We start from the raw sequence: 20383 nt of genomic DNA, 5'->3' as shown, positions 1-20383 counted from the left end.
TAAATGTTATTCCTTGTATAGAAAGGAGTGTCTCTGAATGGAGGAGCGGCTTGTCACCGGGACAGCGAGTGAACAAGAAGAGCGAAATGAAACGCAGTTACGCCCACAAACGTTGGCTGATTACATCGGACAAGAAATTGTTAAACAAAACTTGTCTGTGTTTTTAAAGGCTGCGCGTATGCGCAAGGAAGCGTTAGACCACGTGCTTTTATACGGGCCGCCGGGGCTTGGCAAGACAACACTAGCCGCGATTATTGCCGCGGAAATGGGTGGAGAGTTACGGGTCACATCAGGACCGGCAATTGAAAAAGCGGGTGACTTGGCGGCAGTGTTAACGGCACTTGAGCCGGGCGATGTTCTATTCATTGATGAAATTCACCGTCTTAACCGTGTCGTTGAAGAAGTGCTTTATCCGGCAATGGAAGATTTTTGTCTTGATATTGTCATTGGGAAAGGACCGACCGCTCGTTCGGTACGAATAGACTTACCACCGTTCACATTGGTCGGGGCAACAACGAGAGCTGGCATGATTTCTTCACCATTGCGAGACCGATTTGGCGTTTTGTTGCGGTTGGAATATTATCAACCGGAAGAGCTCATACAAATTGTGACGCGTTCAGCGAGGGTGTTTGGCGTATCGTTAGCCGAAGAAGCGGCATTAGAAATTGCTCGTCGTTCACGTGGGACGCCGCGAATTGCCAATCGGTTACTGCGCCGAGTCCGTGATTTTGCGCAAGTACAAAGCGATGGAACGGTGACATATGATATCGCGTGCAGCGCCCTAGAAGCGTTGCAAGTGGATCCTCTTGGACTCGACCATATTGACGACAAATTGCTAAGAGGGATGATGGAGAAGTTTTCTGGCGGACCGGTCGGTTTAGACACCATCGCAGCTACAATTGGCGAAGAGTCAGACACGATCGAAGAAGTGTATGAGCCGTATTTGTTACAAATCGGCTTTGTGCAACGCACGCCAAGAGGACGCGTTGTGACAAGACAATGTTACGCGCATTATGGATTACAACCGCAGGAAGATGCACATGGCTAAAGTCATTATTGCAGTCGGAGTGGCGCTCGTAGTTGTCGGTTGTATTTGGTTGCTCGTTGACCGCTGGTTGCCACTGGGACGGTTGCCAGGTGACATTGTATGGAAAGGTGAACGAACGACCGTCTTTTTTCCCATTGTGACATGTATTATTGTTAGCATCGTGCTCTCAGTCGTCGTGTCACTTCTGCGTCGTCTGTAAGACTTGCGCTTCTGATGACTTCTGTGTATGCTAGGTAAGGTTGAAGGAGACGATGATAAAAGGTGATGGCATGAAAGTAGAAGCATTTGATTTTGAACTACCAGAAGAATTGATCGCGCAAACACCGCTACCAGCGCGTGCGGATTCGCGTTTACTCATTATAGATAAAAATACGAAGGCGCTCACAGATACAACCTTCACAGCAATTGTAGATGAACTCATGCCAGGCGACTGTTTAGTATTGAATGACACAAAGGTGTTGCCTGCGCGTTTATTTGGTGCAAAGAAAGATACAGGTGGCGCAGTAGAAGTACTGTTATTGAAACAAGAGGCAGAAGATGTGTGGGAGACGCTCGTCAAACCAGCGAAGCGCGTGAAGGTGGGGACCGTGCTCACTTTTGGAGAAGGGCGTTTGCAGGCAACTTGTACAGCCGTGTTGGCGCACGGTGGTCGGATGTTTTCTTTCTCATATGATGGCGTGTTTTATGAAATACTCGATGAGCTAGGAACAATGCCGCTACCGCCATATATTCGTGAACGGTTGGATGAAGCTGATCGCTATCAGACAGTGTATGCGAAACACCGCGGTTCGGCAGCAGCGCCGACAGCTGGATTACATTTTACCGAGACGTTGTTAAAACAAGTGGCAGAAAAAGGTGTCTCCATCGCTTATGTCACGTTACACGTCGGCTTAGGCACATTTCGACCGGTGAGTGCTGAAACAATTGAGGCACACGACATGCACGCTGAATATTACGAAGTGTCTCAGGAAACCGCAAATGTCCTCAAAGAGACGCATACAAATGGCGGACGCATCATTGCCGTTGGTACGACGTCAGCGCGCACGCTAGAAACAGTTTATCGTGATCATGGTGGTTTTGTTGCTTGTGCAGGTTGGACAGATATTTTTATTTATCCGGGTTATACGTATCAAGCCATTGATGGTTTGTTAACAAATTTCCATTTGCCAAAATCTACACTTGTCATGTTGGTAAGTGCGCTAGTCGGAAGAGAAGCGTTACTTAGCGCATACAAACATGCAATTGACGAGCGTTATCGCTTTTTTAGTTTTGGTGATGCGATGTTTATTAGACCTTAATGATAGGAGAAGAGAACCATTATGGCAGCAGTGACATATGAATTAATTAAAACATGTAAGCAATCGGGTGCGAGGCTAGGACGGGTACATACACCACGCGGGTCGTTTGAGACACCGATGTTCATGCCGGTTGGCACGATGGCGACGGTGAAGACACTCAGTCCAGAAGACTTAAAAGAAGTCGGTGCCGAAATTATTTTAAGTAATACGTACCACTTGTGGTTGCGTCCTGGAGAAGACATTATTCGTCAAGCTGGGGGACTGCACAAGTTTATGAATTGGAACGGTCCGATTTTAACGGATTCTGGCGGTTTCCAAGTGTTTAGTTTGAGCAATTTAAGAAAGATCACTGAAGAAGGTGTGCAGTTCCGTCACCATCTCAGTGGAGAGAAACTATTCCTTTCGCCAGAGAAAGCAATGCAAATTCAGCATGCGCTCGGCTCTGATATTATGATGGCATTTGATGAGTGTCCACCTTATCCGGCTGAATATGAGTACATGAAAGCATCGGTTGAGCGAACGACGAGATGGGCTACGCGTTGTTTAGAGACACACGAACAATCAGGGCAGGAAAAGGCGCAAGCATTATTTGGGATTGTACAAGGTGGAGAGTATGAAGCCTTGCGGAAACAGAGTGCAAATGATTTGACAGCAATGGATTTTCCGGGTTATGCTATAGGTGGACTGTCTGTTGGCGAACCAAAAGATGTCATGAATGAAGTACTCGAATTTACGACGCCATTGTTGCCGACGAATAAACCTCGTTATTTAATGGGGGTCGGCTCACCGGATTCGCTGATAGATGGCGCTGTGCGAGGGATTGACATGTTTGACTGCGTGTTGCCGACACGAATTGCGCGCAATGGGACATGCATGACAAGTAGTGGCCGTTTGGTCGTGCGAAATGCTGCTTACGCGAGTGATTTCCGTCCACTTGATGAGCAGTGCGCGTGCCACGTATGTCGAACATATTCTCGTGCGTATATTCGCCATCTCATTAAATGTGAAGAAACATTTGGTTTTCGATTAACGTCGTATCATAACTTGTATTTTCTTCTCAACTTAATGAAGCGTGTCCGCGAAGCGATTCAAGAAGATCGCCTGCTTGATTTTCGGGCGGAGCTTTTTGAGCAGTATGGATTCAATAAAGAAAACGCACGGAATTTCTAGCGTAATCATACAGAAAGGAGGGAAAAGAATGGATCAGTTAGGTATCTTTGGCGCGTTATTGCCATTTATCGGGATCATTGTTGTGTTTTACTTTTTGCTTATTCGCCCGCAACAAAAGCAACAAAAGCGTGTACGTGAAATGCATGCATCACTGCAGCGTGGGGATAAAATTGTGACGATTGGTGGTTTACACGGGGTGATTGACTCGATTGATGAAAACGTCGTTGTCTTAGTTGTGAATGACAATCGAAAGCTTACATACGATCGTTCAGCGATTCGTGAAGTGAAGTCAGGGTCATAAAAAGAAGGGTTATGCCACTCAAACCTTAAAAAAAGAGCTATCTTCAAAAAGTCTACTTCTGAAGATAGCTCTTTAATTTTTTCTTGTTTTATCATATCGATCACGTAGCTTCAATTATTGCCGTTTTTAACCAAATCGATTTGTGCGTAACTTGATGACAACGTTACTCTAATACATACTACTGAACAGATATGAGTGCATCATTCTTAAGAAGGTTTGTTTCCGTATGGGTTGACGCCAACCCATCTTGGGTTTACGGCCCCTGGTATTTGGATGTTTTCTAAAACTTGATTTGTTTTTAGATCGACAACGGTTACTTCAGTTGGGCGATCGGGGATATATAGTAATCGAAGAGGATAAGCATTTTTTAATAGGATAGAGAATGGGTTTAAATTTAATCCATACGGGCTGGAGCCGATATCAGTAATTGTGAACGTGACGACGTTATTTACAGTGTCAATAACAGACACACTTGGATCATTGAAATTTGAAATATAAGCGCGATCAGTTTCAATATCCATAGCTGTGTAACTTGGTTGGTCTCCGACTGTGATTGTAGTGATAGAGACAAAAGGAATACTGGATGTGTCAAAAACCGAGACATTATCATCACCAAAATTCGGAACAAATACTTTTTGTTGTATTGGGTCGATGCCTGGCTTTAGTGGGGCACTTCCTACAGTGAATGTTGTTGTAATTGTATTTGTAGTAGTGTCAATGACAGACACATTTCCAGAGACGTTGTTAGGGACGTATAGTAAATTATTGATAGGATCGAATGTAGATTCTCGAGGGTTGTTCCCAACAGTGATGGTGTTAATTGCTGCAGGTGTCGCCAAGCTATAGTCTACAACCGAGATAGAACCAGGTGTACCAGTATTTGATACATATAAAACGCTTAAATTTGTATTTACTTCACAACCTCGAGGTGTTGTTCCGACAGCCACCGTCATCATAAAAGTGTTTGTTGATCCATCAATGATGGTAATCGTATTATTACCAGCATCTGGAACAAAAATGAGGTTATTGATTGTGTCAATTGCACCACCACCAAATTCATTTGTGCCACCTGTTTGAATTTGTGCAACAATCTCGTTTGTTAAACCATTAATTGCAGAAACTTGGTTAGTTGCTTGTTCACTAACATAGATCATTGGGAAAGCACCACCGCCGTCAGCACCAGTAGGTCCAGGAATGCCAGTGGCCCCGGTAGGTCCAGTGGCGCCAGTCGCCCCTGTGGCTCCAGTAGGTCCAGTGGCGCCTGTGATACCGGTAACGCCAGTAACGCCAGTGACGCCGGTGGCGCCAGTGGCCCCCGTAGGTCCAGTAACGCCAGTAACGCCAGTAGGTCCAGTAGCCCCAGTAACACCCGTTGCCCCAGTAGCGCCGGTCGCCCCAGTAGCCCCGGTAACGCCAGTAACCCCTGTTGCTCCTGTGACGCCAGTAGGTCCAGTGGCGCCAGTCGCCCCTGTGGCCCCAGTAACGCCAGTAGGTCCAGTAGCGCCTGTGATACCGGTAACGCCAGTGGCGCCAGTAACGCCGGTGACGCCGGTCGCCCCAGTAGCCCCGGTAGGTCCAGTAACGCCAGTAACCCCTGTGACGCCAGTAGGTCCAGTAACGCCAGTAGGTCCAGTAGCGCCGGTAGCACCTGTCACGCCAGTCGCCCCAGTCGCGCCAGTAATGCCAGTAACACCGGTAGCGCCCGTGGCACCAGTAATCCCAGTTGCGCCAGTCACGCCAGTCGCCCCAGTGGAGCCAGTAACCCCGGTCGCTCCGGTAACGCCAGTCGCCCCAGTGGCTCCTGTGGCGCCAGTCGCGCCCGTTACCCCAGCCCCCGTCGGTCCGGTCGGTCCTTGTGTACCGAGCTCTTCCCAAGGGTTCCAAGTTGTTCCTGTGTCATCGGTCGCGCTTCGTACATAAATCGTTGGGTTACCAATAAGCAATTGTAAAATCGATGTGGTCGGTCCCGGCGTAATGACAGAAACATACAATGTCCATATCGGGCTTGTAAACCCGAGTGGACCGTTCACAGGTCCGCCTGCATTCCCTTCAGAACTGTAAACACCTTCTGTAATAAACGAATCTAAATCACTCCCAGAAGGCACTTCTTCATACGGAAAAGCGCCAACATCTTCCGCATTTAACGTCAAACTACCATCTGGTGCAGCAGTGATGCCGTTAATGTTTTCAATGCCGCCTGGAATATCGCCAATGGTGAGAACGACATTGCCTGGACCATCAGGAAGGATATTGTTCACACTTGTCACACTGCCAGCTGGTCCGGTCGCCCCAGTCGCGCCCGTCGGTCCGATCAACGTAGGAATGTTTGTCGCTGCTTTCATTTTTGATTCCAGGATAATTTCTTTCTTGAAAATCGTGTCGAGCATGTCGGCAGCACTTTCGTTAATCGATAATATTTCTTGCAATGTAGCAGGGGGTCCAGTGAGACCATTCAATGTTCCAAGAGCGTATTGAATCTTCTCTCCTTCTGCATTAATAATATGTGCTAAGCCCATTTCCTCCATCGCGATCGATGCGAGCAGTAAATTGACGACATCATCACGGTCGAGGGTAATATTGGGCGTGAAATTTGGCATGTTTGGTTGAGACACTTGAATTACTCCCTTCTTAATGTGATTGGAATACTCCTCAAAAAATGTAGAATGAGTACTCTGTATAGCATATGTTGTATCTTTTTTTTTGATTGGACATAGTGGAAACAAAAAGTAAGAGAGGTTTATGTAACAGAAGAGGACGAAAAAAGGCTACTTGAAAGTGGCAAGTAGCCTAAAAAGTAGCCCGATACAAAGTGTGATTTTTGTATGATCGCCTTACTGACTAGATAAATTGACGCCGATCATGCCACCTAAAGCAGCAACGGCGACATACACTGCATGAAAAAGAAGCTGTTTACTACTAAAGGTGGTGTTGTAACCTAAATAGCTAATGAGAAAGACAAGTCCAGAGAAAAGGATTGCAACGAGTCCACCAGCGATCCATCCCTTTGCATTTGCTTTTGCACCTGAGAGAAAGCCACCTATAAATAAAGATAGTAATGCAGTAGGCAACATGAGCCATTCAATCGAGTGTTCAGTCAGGCTCGTGAGCGACAACAACGTGGCCAAACATAAACTAAATAGTAAGATGATGATACATGTGACCACAGTACCGAATAAGACAGCTGGAAAAAAGCGGTTGCTTGTCATATCGTAAAACTCCTTTCGTGTAACGTTTTATATCATGCTTATTCAAAAAGTGGGACAAAGAGAACTGGAGAAATCTACACATGATGAAAGCATGAAAGTTTGGGTATAGTACGAGTAGCACGGTGGTGTGAAATATGGAGTGGGGTGACAGTGAATGGTGATCTTTTCGTTACTTGTATTGATGTTCGTCATCATTTGTGCACGGCGACTTTTTTTGGTGCAAACAGATGATGTAGCCGCTCGTGACAGTAAAGAGAAATGGGTACGCTCGTTGCCATTGATTGTAGATGGGTCAATTGAGCATACACATTTACAACGTTTGAACAAAAATGAGTTTTGGTTACGACAGCAATTGCGACGTTTTGGCTATCGAGACATTAAAAACATCTCTTATTGTACAATGAAGGGTAAGAACCGCTTCTTTGTCGCAGAACGTATCGCATGCCATGACAAGGAGTAGCAGTTCCAACTTTACTTTAAGATTTTGCTAAATAGTGGTAGCTGTTTTAGTTCTTCTTTTTTAATCAGACGTAGGAAGAACATGCCGATCATGTAAAGACATGTGGTCAAACCAATGGCACTTAAAGTCGCAACGAGTGGGTGAGAAAATGTTTGTGAAACCATTGGTTGTAGCAGTGTAGCAGCGTAGCCGACAATAAAAATAAGCATTGAGAGTTTTATAACGGCTCGCGCATTGATGACAAATCCCGTTGTTTTTGCGATCGATGCAAAATGCAAGACGGAGACAAGGACAAACCCAGTCACAATTGCCAGTGCTGCCCCCATGATGCCTAAGCTCGTATGTGTAGAGAGGGCAAAAATTGCGGCGGTTTTAATGACAGCACCAAATAAACTGTTCATCATGGAGACTTTTGCATAATTGAGTGCTTGTAGCGCAGCTTGTAATGGACCTTGGATATATAAAAACAAGGCAAAAGGTGCCATAATTTTTAACATACCGGCAGCTTCTGGCGCATCATACATAAGTGTCATTAAGTCAGTGGCAAATACATACAAAATGATGACGCAAATCCCACCAGAGAGCAGTCCGATACGTAATGTTTGTTCGAGCCGATAATGGATGAGGGTCGTATTTTTTTTTGCCGCAGCTTCGCTCAAATTAGGGAGCAGTGATACAGACAATGCATACGTGATAAAGCTAGGTAACGTCAGTAAAGGTACGACATAGCCGACAAGTAGCCCGTACTGACTCGTGGCGACACTCGTCGCAATGCCAGCGATTGCCAAGCTTTGAGCGACGACAATCGGCTCAAAAAACAAAGAAACGGTTCCAATTAAACGGCTCCCTGTTGTCGGAAGCGCCGTGAATAATAAAGCTTGGCACGTGTGCTTTCCTCCTTTAACTGCGGAGACAAAACGATGCCGAAACCGAAATGATTTATGATGTTTAAACAAATAAAGCATATAAAATAAAGAAGCAAGCTCACCTAAAACGACAGATAACATTGCGCCTGCAGCGGCATATTCCAAGCCAAGTGGGAGAAACGCTGTGGTGAGGACAGCGACGAATGTAATACGAATAACTTGTTCAATGACTTGTGAGTAGGCAGTTGGCTTCATATTTTGCCGACCTTGAAAATAACCTCTGATGACAGAAGAAATGGCGACAATCGGTACAATGGGTGTAATCGCAATTAACGGGTAAAAGGCACGGGCATCTGTCAGTAACGTATTAGAAACAATCGGTGCGAAGGCAATCATACTCGTGGTGAAAATGACGCTAAGTACAGCGGTCATTGCTAAGGAAACCGCAAGAATTTTTTTGACACGCTGTCTTTCTCCCCTTGCTTCTGCTTCAGCAACGAGTTTGGCAATCGCGACTGGTAAGCCCATTTGTGTCAACGTCAAAATGAGCAGGAGTGTTGGTACAGCCATCATGTACAACCCAACACCTTCTGAGCCGAGTATGCGTGCCATAACGATGCGGTTAATAAACCCAAGTACTTTTGTAATAAAACCAGCAGCAATTAAAATGAGTGTACCTGTTAAAAATGTTTGTTTTGTCATGATCGGTCCTCATCCTTTTCCTCATTTTCTAATCTCTGGTCCTTGACGTGTGTACTCCGTATTCATATGTATGCTGCTGCGGGACAGACATGACAAGCATTGTTGAAGCAATCTGGACTGTACATGTCTGTTGCATTGCGCTATACTGAAATTTGTACAAACGGCATTACTTATAGGTCGATAAGGTGGTAAGGAATGGATCCGATCACGTTTTAATTTTTAACATTTGTAACATTGGGGGAAGGTGTGACGATGGGAGAAAAGCAACAATTCGATGTGTGGCAAGAGGAAATCATGCCTGCACTGCACTGTAAGTTAGAAGAGTTTCATGACTTAGGTTATCGTCACGTGCAACTGCAAGATTTATGGGAATGCCTTATCACGAGTGAACGCAAAAAGAAATCATACGTCCCGTTTTACGCATTTGTCGATGCGTGCTTGTCGATGCGTCCACAAGATTATATGACATGGGTCACGATGAAGTCGTATCAAGAACCAGCTGATTGGCAACAAGCTTGGGCAGAGGTGACAGGACAACAAGCGGAAGCTCGCGCTGGATCATTGGCTGAAGAAGCATACAAATAGTCAGCCCCGTCAGGACATCGTAGATAGAAAGGAGTTTTATACGAGATGGCAGTAAAGAGAACGAAAATTTTATTATTCTTTGTGATTGTCGCGCTATGTGCGGCGGGTATTGCGTATACCGCGAAGCCAGTCATAAAGGATGTCAGCCTTGGTCTTGATTTACAAGGCGGTTTTGAAGTGCTTTATGAAGTCGGACCGCTTAAAGAAGGCGACAAAATTAATGAAGATGTGATGCTCGCCACAACGACAGCGCTGAATCAGCGGGTGAATACGATCGGGGTGTCGGAACCGATTATCCAAATCGAAAGTGACAACCGGATTCGCGTACAGCTTGCTGGTGTAAAAGATCAAGAACAAGCAAGAGAGTTGCTTGCGACAGGTGCGCATTTAACGATCCGAGACGTCGATGACAATGAGCTGCTTGATGGCAGTGATTTGGTGCAAAATGGCGCGAAGGGCCAACTGCACCCTGAAACAAATGCACCAATTGTCACGCTGACTTTGAAGGATGCCGACAAATTTGGTGAGATTACGAAAGAGATCTCTTCTTTGCCACCGCCAAATAATATGCTTGTCATTTGGCTCGACTATGAAGAAGGTGACAGTTACAAAGAGGAAAGTAAAAAAGTTGAGAGTGAACAAAAGTTTCTATCGGCGGCGTCGGTTCGGCAACCGATTTTTTCCACTAGTGTTCAGATTGAAGGTGGAGATTTCACAACAGAATCAACACGGCAACTAGCGGAGTTGTTAAATGCTGGTGCACTCCCGGTCCAATTGGATGAAGTCTATTCCACGTCTGTTGGTGCGTCCCTCGGTGAACAGGCGATGAAACAAACAGTTTTTGCTGGGATTATTGGTGTAGCCTTAATCTTTGCTTTCATGGTGATATATTATCGTTTTCCGGGTGTCGTTGCGGTCATTACATTGTCTGTGTACACGTTCCTCGTGCTCGTCATTTTTAATGCATTGAATGCCGTGTTGACGGTGCCTGGCATTGCGGCACTTATTCTTGGGGTCGGGATGGCAGTTGATGCCAACATCATTACGTATGAACGGATGCGCGAAGAATTAAAAGCCGGACGATCGATGTTGTCAGCTTTCAAAGTGGGTGGGAAAGATTCCTTTTCCACGATTATGGATGCGAATGTCACGACATTGATTGCTGCTGGTGTGATGTTCTACTTTGGGACAAGCTCGGTCAAAGGGTTTGCAGTCATGTTGATCATTAGTATCGTCGTGAGCTTTGTAACAGCTGTATACGGTTCACGGTTATTACTGGGGTTATGGGTCAACAGTCGCTTTTTAAATAAGCGTCCACGTTGGTTTGGTGTGAAAGAAGGTGACATCAATGGGCTTTAGTCCAGAGAATTGGAACGTTGATTTTACGAAACATCGGAAAAAGTTTTTTGTTGGTTCGATCGTTGCTGTGCTTCTTGGGATTCTTTGCATGTTTACACTCGGTTTGAATCTTGGTGTGGACTTTGAAAGTGGTTCCAATGTAGAAGTGCAAGTGAATACGTCATTGACAGAGGAAGCATTAAGGGAAGATTTTAAGCAAATGGCACTTGCGCATGAACCGCGCAACATGACAATTGGTGGTGACCAAAATCAGGTTGCAAATGTTCGGTTCATTGAGCCACTTTCAAAAGAAGATATTTCTAAAGTCCAATCCTACATGAAAGAGAAGTACGGTGAGGTACCGAATATTAGTACCGTTTCTCCGCTTGTTGGAAAGGAATTGGCACGAAATGCATTGATTTCCGTATTAATTGCTTCTGTAGCCATCGTGTTGTATGTGGCCGTGCGTTTTCAATTTCTTTATGGTATCGCGGCGATTGTTGGGTTGCTTCATGATGCGTTCTTCGTCATCGTCTTATTTAGTTTGTTTCAAGTAGAAGTGAATGTCCCATTTATTGCGGCCATTTTGACCGTGGTTGGTTATTCAATTAACGACACGATTGTTACATTTGACCGGATCCGTGAGAATGTGAAGAGAGAAAAGAAAGAAAAGCCAATTGAAGATTTCAATCATCTCGCACGAATCGTTAATAAGAGCTTATTGCAAGTCATTACTCGTTCTATAAACACGATGTTAACAGTGTTGTTTGCGGCACTCGCGCTCTTTATTTTCGGTAGCGAAGCGATCCGTTCTTTTTCACTCGCACTGGTGATCGGATTAATTGTCGGTACGTATTCATCCATGTTCTTATGTGCGCAAATGTGGCTTGTATGGGAATGGCGTCGGTTAAAAAGACTCAAAGAAAAACCGCCACAAGAGGAAGAAATGATTTAAACGCTAGCATAGAGGGGGGTGCGAAAAAGTACCCCTCTTTTTCTCTTTTTTAACCTGTTTTTCTCATTGGACACGTGTTTATTCCTTCTGTATAATAAGAGGGTCGAGGGGGATACATAATGTTGCAATCTACCGCGAAATGGCGGATATTAGCGCAAGATGATGAACGAGCGGCAAAGTTGGCATCGTCATTATCGATATCAATGTTGGTAGCGCGTTTGCTTGTGCAACGCGGCATTCATACAGTAGAAGCGGCAAACGTCTTTTTACAAAAAGAGACACCCGCTTTTTATGATCCGTATTTATTAAAAGGGATGAAAGAAGTTGTAGAAAGAATTTGCAAGGCACGTGATCAAGGTGAGAAAGTATTGGTGTTTGGTGATTATGATGCGGATGGCGTCAGTGCGACGGCACTGCTTGTGACGGCATTAAAAATGGCTGGTGCGAGATGTGATTACTATATTCCAAACCGTTTTACAGAAGGTTATGGTCCAAATAAACCAGCTTTAATAGAAGCAAAATCATCGGGTTATCAGCTCGTGGTGACAGTTGATACGGGAATCTCTGCAGTGGAAGAAGCTGCGTGTGCTAGTGAAATTGGGCTAGATTTTATCATTACCGATCATCATGAAGTACCACCAAAGTTGCCCGATGCTTATGCGATTGTGAACCCGAAGCAGCCGGGGTGTCCGTATCCATTCAAGGAACTAGCTGGTGCCGGTGTTGCTTTTAAAGTGGCACAAGCGCTGCTTGGAGATGACGCACTTGAGTTGCTTGATTATGCTGTCATTGGGACGGTTGCTGATCTGGTTCCACTTGTAGACGAAAATCGTTTCCTTGTAAAGAAAGGATTACGTGCGTTGGAAGCGAGTCACCGACCAGGTATTCAAGCGTTAAAAACGCTATGTGGTGCGAGACAAAAAGAGGTCGATGCGGATGTGATCGGATTTGGGATTGGTCCACGTCTCAATGCAGCTGGACGTCTTGACTCAGCTGAGCCTGCTGTCGCGCTCCTTTTGGCAACAGATAAAGCGCAAGCCAAGACGCTTGCAGAGGAAATTGAGCAATATAATCAAATGCGCCAGTCAGTTGTAGACGAGATGACAAAAGAAGCCATCATGCTTGTTGAAGCGATGCAAGCAGAGGAAGTGCAACGTGTCATCATCGTTGCGAAAGAAGGTTGGAATCCTGGCGTAGTTGGCATTGTTGCTTCGCGTCTTGTGGAAAAATTTTATCGCCCAACAATTGTACTTAGTTTAGACAAAGAAAAAGGGTTGGCGAAAGGTTCTGCGCGTAGTATTGCTGGTTTCGATATTTTCTCAGCGCTTTCAAAAAATCGCGATCTCTTGCCACACTTTGGTGGTCATCCGATGGCAGCTGGTTTAACAATGGCATTAGCAGATGTGACAAGATTACAAGCGAGATTAGATGAATATGCGCAAGAAGTATTGACAGAAACCGATTTCACACCGACAATGGAGATTGACTTGGTTGCAAAAGTATCAGACGTCACCCTTGAGGTGACGCGCGAGCTGCAACAGCTAGCCCCTTTTGGTGTAGGGAACCGAAAACCACTCATGCTACTTACCCATGTGTCGTTAGGGGAGATGCGCCAAATTGGCAGCGAGTTAAATCATTTAAAATGTCAGTTTGTTGACGGAGACACCTCACTTGATGCCGTTGCCTTCCGCAAAGGTCATTTGTACGAGGAAATGACCCCTCAAGCGACGCTTTCTGTCGTTGGAACGGCGGAAATAAACGAATGGAATGGCCACGTGAAGCCACAATTTCTCATCAAAGATGTCGCCGTGTCGCACTGGCAACTATTTGACTGGCGTAGCATTCAAGCAAAGCAATTAAATACGAGACTGGCAGCACTTTCAGATGCGCCTGTTTTGCCCGTTGCATTTCAGTCAACGACGCTAGAACGATTACATTTGACGGTTGATGTGATTCATCATCAAGGTGAACAACAATCTCTCAACGGTACGTATATTGTTTTTCTTGACTTACCTGACAGTAGAGATGACTTCATGCAGTTTTTCCGACGTCATGAAGGCGTACCGCATCGTATTTATGTCGTGTTTTCTGAAGAAGAAGAAGCTTTTTTTCGGACGAATCCAAATCGAGAACAGTTTAAATGGTACTATGCTTTTTTACAAAAACGAGGCACATTTGCGGTTGGTGAATTAGCTAAAAAGTTGGAAGCACATCGAGGCTGGTCAGCAGAAACGGTTGCGTTTATGACGACAGTATTTGAAGAGCTTGGTTTTATTACTGTTGAGAGAGGCGTTGTTCGTTTTGTTTCTGATCCAATCAAGAAGTCGTTAGAAGATTCTCCAACCTTTAGAAAAAAGCAAGAACAAACATGGCTAGAGCAAATGTTTGTTTATGCGTCTTATGAACAATTAAAAACTTGGTTTGATCAAGTGATCGAACCTGCCCGAGTTAAAGAAGGAGCGAAGTAAGGATGAATTATAAAGATTATATTACAATTGTGGAAGATTGGCCTCAAGAGGGCATTCGATTTAAAGACATTACGACATTAATGCAAAACGGTCCTGTATACAAAAAGGCAATTGGTGAGTTGGTCACATTTGCACAAGAAAAGCAAGCTGATGTCATTGTTGGTCCAGAGGCACGTGGTTTTGTGGTCGGCTGTCCTGTTGCAACAGCGCTTGAGATTGGTTTTGTTCCTGTGCGTAAGAAAGGGAAATTGCCACGTGAAGTCATTAGCTGTGAGTATGGGTTAGAGTATGGAAAAGATTGCTTGACGATTCATAAAGATAGCATCCACCCAGGGCAACGTGTGATCATTACCGATGATTTGCTTGCTACTGGCGGGACAATTGAAGCGACAATTCAGATGGTTGAAGAGCTTGGTGGAGAAGTTGTTGGTTTAGCGTTTTTGATTGAACTTGCTTATTTGAATGGACGAAACAAGCTGACGCGTTATGATATTTTCTCTTTAACGACATATCAATAGTGCATTTAGGACTGCTTTGTGTACGCAAAGTAGTCTTTTTTTGTTGTTTGCCCTTTACAATAGCCGCCTGTTAGCGGATAATGAAGAAAAACTTGTTAAATAAGTAAGGTGATTGTATGACTTTGGATGAAGTGCTGGAAAAAGCGCGTGCATATTTACATGAGGAGGATCTTCTTTTTCTTGAGCAAGCGTATGAGTTTGCGAAATGTGCACATAGCGGACAATATCGAAAATCAGGGGAACCCTATATTTTACATCCCATTCAAGTAGCAGGGATTATTGTTGGACTTCAGCTCGATCCCAATACAATCGCAGCTGCTTTTTTGCATGACGTGGTGGAAGATACGGATGTCACTGTTGACATGTTAGAAGAAACGTTTAACGCGGAAGTGGCGATGCTTGTTGATGGTGTGACGAAATTAAAAAAGTTTAAATATAAATCAAAAGAAGAGCAGCAGGCAGAGAACCACCGAAAAATGTTGCTAGCAATGTCCAAAGATATGCGTGTGCTTCTCATTAAATTAGCGGATCGCTTGCATAATATGCGTACATTGAAATTTATGCCGCCACGTAAACAACGTGTTACATCGAATGAGACCTTAGAAATTTTTGCACCGTTGGCACATCGGTTAGGGATTTCAACCATTAAGTGGGAATTAGAAGACACCGCATTACGTTATTTAGACCCACAACAATATTATCGTATTGTGAACTTAATGAAACGTAAACGTGCAGAGCGGGAAGCGTATTTGTCAGATGTCATGGAGAGAATTAAACGCCAATTAGAAGAGGTACATGTGACAGCGGAGTTGTCTGGACGTCCGAAACATATTTATAGTATTTATCGAAAAATGGTTTTACAACAAAAGCAATTTAATGAAATATATGATTTGCTCGCGGTAAGGATTATCGTGAAGAATATTAAAGATTGTTACGCTGTGCTCGGAATTATTCACACTTGTTGGCGACCGATGCCAGGACGTTTCAAAGATTATATTGCGATGCCAAAAGCGAATATGTATCAGTCTTTGCATACAACGGTTGTCGGTCCAAATGGCGATCCACTAGAAGTGCAAATTCGCACAGAAGATATGCACCGGGTGGCCGAGTTTGGGGTGGCCGCGCATTGGGCGTATAAAGAAGGAAAAACACTGTCAGGCCCACGCTACTCTTTTGAAGATAAATTAAGTTGGTTCCGTGATGTCATTGAATCACAAACAGAGACAAATGATGCGCAAGAATTTATGGAATCCATGAAAATGGACTTGTTCTCTGATATGGTGTTTGTGTTCACGCCAAAAGGCGATGTCATCGAGTTGCCACGTGGCTCAGTGCCACTTGATTTTGCCTATCGCATTCATAGTGAAATTGGCAATCGCTGTATCGGTGCAAAAGTGAACAATAAAATTGTGCCACTTGATCACGAATTGAAGACAGGTGATATTGTTGAAGTCATGACGTCAAAACATTCGTATGGTCCAAGTCATGATTGGCTCAAGATCACCAAATCATCTCACGCCAAAAATAAAATTAAACAATGGTTTAAAAAAGAGAAACGTGAAGAGAACATTACAAAAGGGCAAGAAATGATTGAAAAAGAAGTTCGCGCGCGTTCCTTGGAGCCAAAAGAAGTCCTGACCCAAGAGCACCTAGCAGAAGTGATACAGAAATTCAGTTTTGCTGGAGAAGAAGATATGTATGCAGCCGTTGGTTATGGTGGCATTAGTGTCAAACAAATCGTGAATCGTCTAACGGAGAAGTGGCAAAAAGAAAAAGAACAAGAGCATGAGCCGCAGTCTTTAGATGAGGCATTGAATGATATTCAGACTTTCTCTCCGAGTAAACGTAAAAATACAATTGGTGTGAGTGTTAAAGGAGTAGACAATGTGCTCATACGTTTGTCACGTTGTTGTACACCTGTCCCTGGAGACGAGATTGTTGGTTACATTACAAAAGGTCGGGGCGTATCAATCCACCGTTCAGATTGTGCAAATGTGACAGATGAAAAGACCCGCGTACGTTTGTTAGAAGTGGCATGGGAATGTCATGGTTCACAGACGAAGTCCTATCCAGTTGATATTGAAATTATCGGGTATGACCGTAACGGTTTGCTAAATGAAGTGTTGCACGTCGTGACGGAATCACGAACACAAATCCAAACTGTATCGGGACGTTCAGATCATAAGCAGAAACTGGCTACGATTGAAATGAGTATACTCATTTCAAATGTGGCTCATTTACAAAAAATCGTTGATAAGATAAAACAGTTAAAAGATATTTACTCGGTGCGTCGGGTAACACACTAAATCGGAAGTCAGAGATCACAATCCGGACTTCCGTCGTCTGGAAAGGGTGGTTGTATGCGTGTCGTTGTTCAGCGCGTCACACGCGGTTGTGTACGGGTCGATGGTGATGTTGTTGGGGAAATTGGTGCCGGTCTTGTCTTGCTTGTTGGTGTGACGCATCAAGATACAGAAGAAGATGTGGCTTATTGCGCAGATAAAATTGCCCATTTGCGTATTTTCAATGATGAAAATGACAAAATGAATGATTCTATTCTCACGCGTGGCGGCCATGTTTTGTCCGTATCGCAGTTTACGTTGTACGGTGATTGTCGTAAGGGGAGACGCCCGAATTTCATGCAAGCCGCAAAGCCTGACCAAGCCGCTTCTTTATATGATTTTTTCAATGAGAAATTACGTGCACACGGTCTACACGTTGAGACCGGGGTATTTGGCGCAACGATGGAAGTGGACCTTGTCGGTGACGGACCGGTCACACTTATTGTGGAGAGCGGTCTTTAGTGGGATAGATAGTATTGAAAGGAGGGAATATCGTGACATCCTTATGGCGTAAGACCGGTATTTCCACACGCTTTGTATCGGAGTTACAACACTTTTGTGCGCAGCATGAGCACATTGATAAAGTCATTTTATTTGGTTCACGCGCACGAGGGGATTATCGCCGTACTTCAGATATTGATTTAGCCATTGTAACCAAGCCTATCTCTCACTCTACGCAAAACCTCATTGCGCAAGCTATTTTAGATATACCTACACCATTGAAGATAGACATCACTTTCGTTGATCGTTTAAGGAAAGAGGCACTTCTTACGCGTATTCAAAAAGAGGGAGTCGTTGTATATGGACAAGGACAGATTGCTTGAAAAACTAAGTAATTACGAACGTGCGCAGATGAGGCTTTACGAAGCGACGTTGATCAATGAAGAAGAACCGATTATTTATGACGGTGTGATCCAGAGATTCAAGTTTACGTTTGAGTTAAGTTGGAAAGTGATGAAGGTATTTTTAGCGTATATGGGTGTGACTGAGCCAAGTAGCCCGCGGACAACGATTAAAGAGGCATTTGCTTACGGTTTGATTGAGGACGGGGAAACGTGGATAGATATGCTGATAGACCGCAATAAAACGTCGCATTTGTATGATGAAGCGGAGTCTAAACGCATCTATGACAAAATTAAATGTTCCTATCAACCATTGTTGTCGCGCTTATATGAACGCCTAAAAGAAGAGATCAACAACCTAGAATAACGAGTTAGAGGAGCACAAACAAATGAATGTCACAGTTTGGAATGAATATAGACATGAACGTCAAAATGAAGAAGTGGCGTCTGTCTATCCGAATGGCATGCACGAAGAGATTGCCTCTTTTTTACGTAAAAGTGGCGTCGAAAAAGTGAACACAGCGACGCTGGATGAGCCAGAACATGGGTTGACAGAAGACGTTTTGGCACAGACAGATGTCCTCATCTGGTGGGGACATATGGCGCATGAAGAAGTGACAGAAGCGGTTGTCAACCGTGTTTACGAGCGGGTGTTAAGTGGAATGGGCTTAATTGTGCTTCATTCAGGACACTTCTCAAAGATTTTTAAAAAGCTAATGGGCACCACATGTGATTTAAAATGGCGGCAGTCGGGTGAAAAAGAGCGGCTATGGGTCGTGCAACCGAATCATCCCATTGTTGAAGGTGTACCAGAATGTATTGAACTTGATAAAGAAGAAATGTACGGCGAGCATTTTGATATTCCGGTACCTGAGGAACTGTTATTTGTTAGTTGGTTTGCCGGTGGAGAAATATGCCGCAGTGGTTGTACTTATACACGTGGACAAGGAAAGATTTTTTACTTCCGTCCGGGACATGAAACGTATCCGACTTATAAACATCCTGAAATTAGGCGCGTCATTTCTAACGCTGTTCGCTGGGCAGCACCGACGAAACGCCCAGCGCCGATATACGGAGAAGCACGAGTAAACAACTAGAGGAGAGAACAACATGAAAGCGTCGATAAAAATTGGTTTTATTGGTGTCGGAGGGATTGCGATCGACCGGCATATTCCAGCATTTGCGCGAGTGCAAACGGTTGCACTAACGGCGGTTTATGATGTCAATGAAGGGCGCGCCATGGAAGTAGCCAAACAGTTTCATATCCCACACGTGGCGACGTCACGTGCACAGTTACTTCAGATGGTAGATGCGGTTGTCATTTGTACACCAAACCGCTTTCACCATGAAGCTGCACTCGAAGCGTTGCAAGCAGGGGTACACGTACTATGTGAGAAGCCGATGGCCCTCACGGAAGCAGAATGTTTGGAAATGGAATCAGCGGCCAAGACATCGGGGTGTGTACTGCAAATTGCCTATCATTATCGTTTTCACCCACAAGCATTGGCAGCAAAGCAGCTTGTTCAAGCCGGGGAAATTGGTGAGCCGCTCGTCATCAAAGTGGAAGCGTTGCGTCGTCGAAAAGTTCCGGGTTGGGGTGTTTTCACGAATCGCGACCTGCAAGGTGGCGGCTGTTTAATGGATTACGGGTGTCACTTGCTTGATTTGGCGTTGTGGCTCGCCGACTTTCCGCCGGTAAAATCTGTTCATGGACAAACGTATGCGGCCGTCAGTCGCGATATTGATCAAGTGAATGAATGGGGTACTTATAATGTGGCCACGATGAATGTGGAAGACCATGCTAGTGCATATATTACATTCGCGAGCGGAGCGACGATGTTGTTTGAGACGTCTTGGGCAGCTAATATCCCGGAAGATCGGGAAACAGTCCGCATTGCAGGAACAGAAGGTGGCATTGATTTGTTTCCGCTCACGCTAAACAAATCGGGTCAAGGGCTGCTCACGACAACAACAGTGGACTGGAGTATGTATGACACCGACCAAAGCCTCGCCCAAGCGCAGCAGTTTATCGCGAGTTGTCTAGGAGAAGCAGAACCGCACGTGCGACCAGAGGAAGCGCGAATGGTGTCGGCGATGATAGAGAGGATTTATGAAGGGAATGAGTAATGAGATTTTACAAAACCACCAGAAGCGACGGGTGGTTTTTAGTTTTATGGATAAGTAAGACAACGATGTATGACAAAATGTGACAATATTACCAAAAAACGCGTGCAAAATGAGGGTATTTGTCGTACGAAAAATGGAAATTAAGGAAGGGAAAGCG

Annotated in this window: 20 protein-coding genes; 17 read left to right on the top strand and 3 right to left on the bottom strand. The window is 44.7% G+C overall.

The genetic code is table 11. From position 1 onward, the window contains the following. The first annotated feature begins 37 nt into the window (after positions 1 to 37). From ruvB to yajC, 5 genes are all read left to right on the top strand, one after another. Positions 38 to 1048 (top strand): Holliday junction branch migration DNA helicase RuvB, encoded by a 1011-nt coding sequence (gene ruvB / locus BLT29_RS07385; protein WP_090775684.1) that lies wholly within the window; start codon positions 38 to 40, stop codon positions 1046 to 1048. Beyond that, entirely contained in the window at positions 1041 to 1247 is a 207-nt protein-coding gene (locus BLT29_RS07380) for a DUF2905 domain-containing protein (protein WP_090775683.1), read from the top strand. Before ruvB ends, BLT29_RS07380 begins: the two co-directional genes overlap by 8 nt. 70 nt (positions 1248 to 1317) lie before the next feature. Further along, positions 1318 to 2346, top strand: coding sequence for a tRNA preQ1(34) S-adenosylmethionine ribosyltransferase-isomerase QueA (queA, locus tag BLT29_RS07375; protein WP_090775823.1), 1029 nt, complete (start codon positions 1318 to 1320; stop codon positions 2344 to 2346). A 21-nt stretch (positions 2347 to 2367) separates the two neighbouring features. Continuing rightward, a complete protein-coding gene (gene tgt, locus BLT29_RS07370) occupies positions 2368 to 3516 on the top strand; it encodes a tRNA guanosine(34) transglycosylase Tgt (RefSeq protein ID WP_090775682.1) in 1149 nt (382 codons plus the stop codon). Positions 3517 to 3544: 28 nt separating this feature from the next. After that, positions 3545 to 3817 carry a preprotein translocase subunit YajC gene (gene yajC / locus BLT29_RS07365; protein ID WP_090775681.1) on the top strand — a complete coding sequence of 91 codons (273 nt, stop codon included), beginning with the start codon at positions 3545 to 3547 and terminating at the stop codon, positions 3815 to 3817. Positions 3818 to 4023: 206 nt separating this feature from the next. Here the strand turns inward: yajC and BLT29_RS14025 are convergent, their stop codons facing one another. Both BLT29_RS14025 and BLT29_RS07350 read right to left on the bottom strand, forming a co-directional pair. Further along, a complete protein-coding gene (locus BLT29_RS14025; RefSeq protein ID WP_141769866.1) occupies positions 4024 to 6429 on the bottom strand; it encodes an alpha-helical endospore appendage domain-containing protein in 2406 nt (801 codons plus the stop codon). A 219-nt stretch (positions 6430 to 6648) separates the two neighbouring features. After that, complete coding sequence (locus BLT29_RS07350) at positions 6649 to 7023, bottom strand: TIGR04086 family membrane protein (RefSeq protein WP_090775679.1); 375 nt, start codon at positions 7021 to 7023, stop codon at positions 6649 to 6651. Between the two features lie 154 nt (positions 7024 to 7177). Here BLT29_RS07350 and BLT29_RS07345 point away from each other — a divergent pair, with 154 nt between their 5' ends. Then, positions 7178 to 7483: a YetF domain-containing protein gene (locus BLT29_RS07345; RefSeq protein WP_090775678.1), complete on the top strand. Its 306-nt coding sequence runs from the start codon at positions 7178 to 7180 to the stop codon at positions 7481 to 7483. Between the two features lie 11 nt (positions 7484 to 7494). Here BLT29_RS07345 and spoVB read toward each other — a convergent pair whose 3' ends face one another. Continuing rightward, the gene (gene spoVB / locus BLT29_RS07340; RefSeq protein ID WP_090775677.1) at positions 7495 to 9051 is read right to left on the bottom strand and encodes a stage V sporulation protein B; all 1557 of its coding nucleotides are present in this window, start codon (positions 9049 to 9051) and stop codon (positions 7495 to 7497) included. Positions 9052 to 9303: 252 nt separating this feature from the next. On the opposite strand from spoVB, the gene BLT29_RS07335 reads away from it, so the two are divergent. The 11 genes from BLT29_RS07335 to BLT29_RS07285 all read left to right on the top strand — a co-directional run bounded on the left by BLT29_RS07335 (position 9304) and on the right by BLT29_RS07285 (position 20226). Next, positions 9304 to 9636 (top strand): post-transcriptional regulator, encoded by a 333-nt coding sequence (locus BLT29_RS07335; RefSeq protein WP_090775676.1) that lies wholly within the window; start codon positions 9304 to 9306, stop codon positions 9634 to 9636. Between the two features lie 45 nt (positions 9637 to 9681). Then, the gene (secD, locus tag BLT29_RS07330) at positions 9682 to 10995 is read left to right on the top strand and encodes a protein translocase subunit SecD (RefSeq protein WP_090775675.1); all 1314 of its coding nucleotides are present in this window, start codon (positions 9682 to 9684) and stop codon (positions 10993 to 10995) included. Continuing rightward, complete coding sequence (gene secF, locus BLT29_RS07325) at positions 10985 to 11929, top strand: protein translocase subunit SecF (RefSeq protein ID WP_090775674.1); 945 nt, start codon at positions 10985 to 10987, stop codon at positions 11927 to 11929. Before secD ends, secF begins: the two co-directional genes overlap by 11 nt. Before the next feature lie 119 nt (positions 11930 to 12048). Beyond that, a complete protein-coding gene (recJ, locus tag BLT29_RS07320; RefSeq protein WP_090775673.1) occupies positions 12049 to 14397 on the top strand; it encodes a single-stranded-DNA-specific exonuclease RecJ in 2349 nt (782 codons plus the stop codon). 2 nt (positions 14398 to 14399) lie between these two features. Continuing rightward, positions 14400 to 14915, top strand: coding sequence for an adenine phosphoribosyltransferase (locus BLT29_RS07315; protein ID WP_090775672.1), 516 nt, complete (start codon positions 14400 to 14402; stop codon positions 14913 to 14915). A gap of 116 nt (positions 14916 to 15031) precedes the next feature. Further along, complete coding sequence (locus BLT29_RS07310) at positions 15032 to 17221, top strand: RelA/SpoT family protein (RefSeq protein WP_090775671.1); 2190 nt, start codon at positions 15032 to 15034, stop codon at positions 17219 to 17221. A 54-nt stretch (positions 17222 to 17275) separates the two neighbouring features. Beyond that, entirely contained in the window at positions 17276 to 17719 is a 444-nt protein-coding gene (dtd, locus tag BLT29_RS07305; protein WP_090775670.1) for a D-aminoacyl-tRNA deacylase, read from the top strand. Positions 17720 to 17751: 32 nt separating this feature from the next. Next, entirely contained in the window at positions 17752 to 18081 is a 330-nt protein-coding gene (locus tag BLT29_RS07300; RefSeq protein ID WP_176763856.1) for a nucleotidyltransferase domain-containing protein, read from the top strand. Next, entirely contained in the window at positions 18059 to 18466 is a 408-nt protein-coding gene (locus BLT29_RS07295) for a nucleotidyltransferase substrate binding protein (protein ID WP_090775668.1), read from the top strand. Before BLT29_RS07300 ends, BLT29_RS07295 begins: the two co-directional genes overlap by 23 nt. 22 nt (positions 18467 to 18488) lie before the next feature. After that, positions 18489 to 19196, top strand: coding sequence for a ThuA domain-containing protein (locus tag BLT29_RS07290; protein WP_090775667.1), 708 nt, complete (start codon positions 18489 to 18491; stop codon positions 19194 to 19196). A 13-nt stretch (positions 19197 to 19209) separates the two neighbouring features. Further along, positions 19210 to 20226: a Gfo/Idh/MocA family protein gene (locus tag BLT29_RS07285; protein WP_090775666.1), complete on the top strand. Its 1017-nt coding sequence runs from the start codon at positions 19210 to 19212 to the stop codon at positions 20224 to 20226. Positions 20227 to 20383 lie beyond the last annotated feature (157 nt).

The sequence above is a fragment of the Shouchella lonarensis genome (assembly GCF_900096965.1).
Taxonomy (GTDB): domain Bacteria; phylum Bacillota; class Bacilli; order Bacillales; family Bacillaceae_D; genus Shouchella; species Shouchella lonarensis.
Note: the sequence above shows the minus strand (reverse complement) of the source record. Positions and strands in the feature narration are given on the sequence as shown.

What these genes read in the sequence shown, in the direction of transcription:
- yajC (WP_090775681.1), top strand. Translation starts at nt 3,545, where the DNA reads ATGGATCAGTTAGGTATCTTTGGCGCGTTATTGCCATTTATCGGGATC.
- BLT29_RS07345 (WP_090775678.1), top strand. Translation starts at nt 7,178, where the DNA reads ATGGTGATCTTTTCGTTACTTGTATTGATGTTCGTCATCATTTGTGCA.
- spoVB (WP_090775677.1), bottom strand. Translation starts at nt 9,051, where the DNA reads ATGACAAAACAAACATTTTTAACAGGTACACTCATTTTAATTGCTGCT.
- BLT29_RS07290 (WP_090775667.1), top strand. Translation starts at nt 18,489, where the DNA reads ATGAATGTCACAGTTTGGAATGAATATAGACATGAACGTCAAAATGAA.
- dtd (WP_090775670.1), top strand. Translation starts at nt 17,276, where the DNA reads ATGCGTGTCGTTGTTCAGCGCGTCACACGCGGTTGTGTACGGGTCGAT.
- recJ (WP_090775673.1), top strand. Translation starts at nt 12,049, where the DNA reads ATGTTGCAATCTACCGCGAAATGGCGGATATTAGCGCAAGATGATGAA.
- BLT29_RS07335 (WP_090775676.1), top strand. Translation starts at nt 9,304, where the DNA reads ATGGGAGAAAAGCAACAATTCGATGTGTGGCAAGAGGAAATCATGCCT.
- secF (WP_090775674.1), top strand. Translation starts at nt 10,985, where the DNA reads ATGGGCTTTAGTCCAGAGAATTGGAACGTTGATTTTACGAAACATCGG.
- BLT29_RS07310 (WP_090775671.1), top strand. Translation starts at nt 15,032, where the DNA reads ATGACTTTGGATGAAGTGCTGGAAAAAGCGCGTGCATATTTACATGAG.
- ruvB (WP_090775684.1), top strand. Translation starts at nt 38, where the DNA reads ATGGAGGAGCGGCTTGTCACCGGGACAGCGAGTGAACAAGAAGAGCGA.
- secD (WP_090775675.1), top strand. Translation starts at nt 9,682, where the DNA reads ATGGCAGTAAAGAGAACGAAAATTTTATTATTCTTTGTGATTGTCGCG.
- BLT29_RS07295 (WP_090775668.1), top strand. Translation starts at nt 18,059, where the DNA reads ATGGACAAGGACAGATTGCTTGAAAAACTAAGTAATTACGAACGTGCG.
- BLT29_RS07350 (WP_090775679.1), bottom strand. Translation starts at nt 7,023, where the DNA reads ATGACAAGCAACCGCTTTTTTCCAGCTGTCTTATTCGGTACTGTGGTC.
- BLT29_RS07315 (WP_090775672.1), top strand. Translation starts at nt 14,400, where the DNA reads ATGAATTATAAAGATTATATTACAATTGTGGAAGATTGGCCTCAAGAG.
- tgt (WP_090775682.1), top strand. Translation starts at nt 2,368, where the DNA reads ATGGCAGCAGTGACATATGAATTAATTAAAACATGTAAGCAATCGGGT.
- BLT29_RS07380 (WP_090775683.1), top strand. Translation starts at nt 1,041, where the DNA reads ATGGCTAAAGTCATTATTGCAGTCGGAGTGGCGCTCGTAGTTGTCGGT.
- queA (WP_090775823.1), top strand. Translation starts at nt 1,318, where the DNA reads ATGAAAGTAGAAGCATTTGATTTTGAACTACCAGAAGAATTGATCGCG.
- BLT29_RS07285 (WP_090775666.1), top strand. Translation starts at nt 19,210, where the DNA reads ATGAAAGCGTCGATAAAAATTGGTTTTATTGGTGTCGGAGGGATTGCG.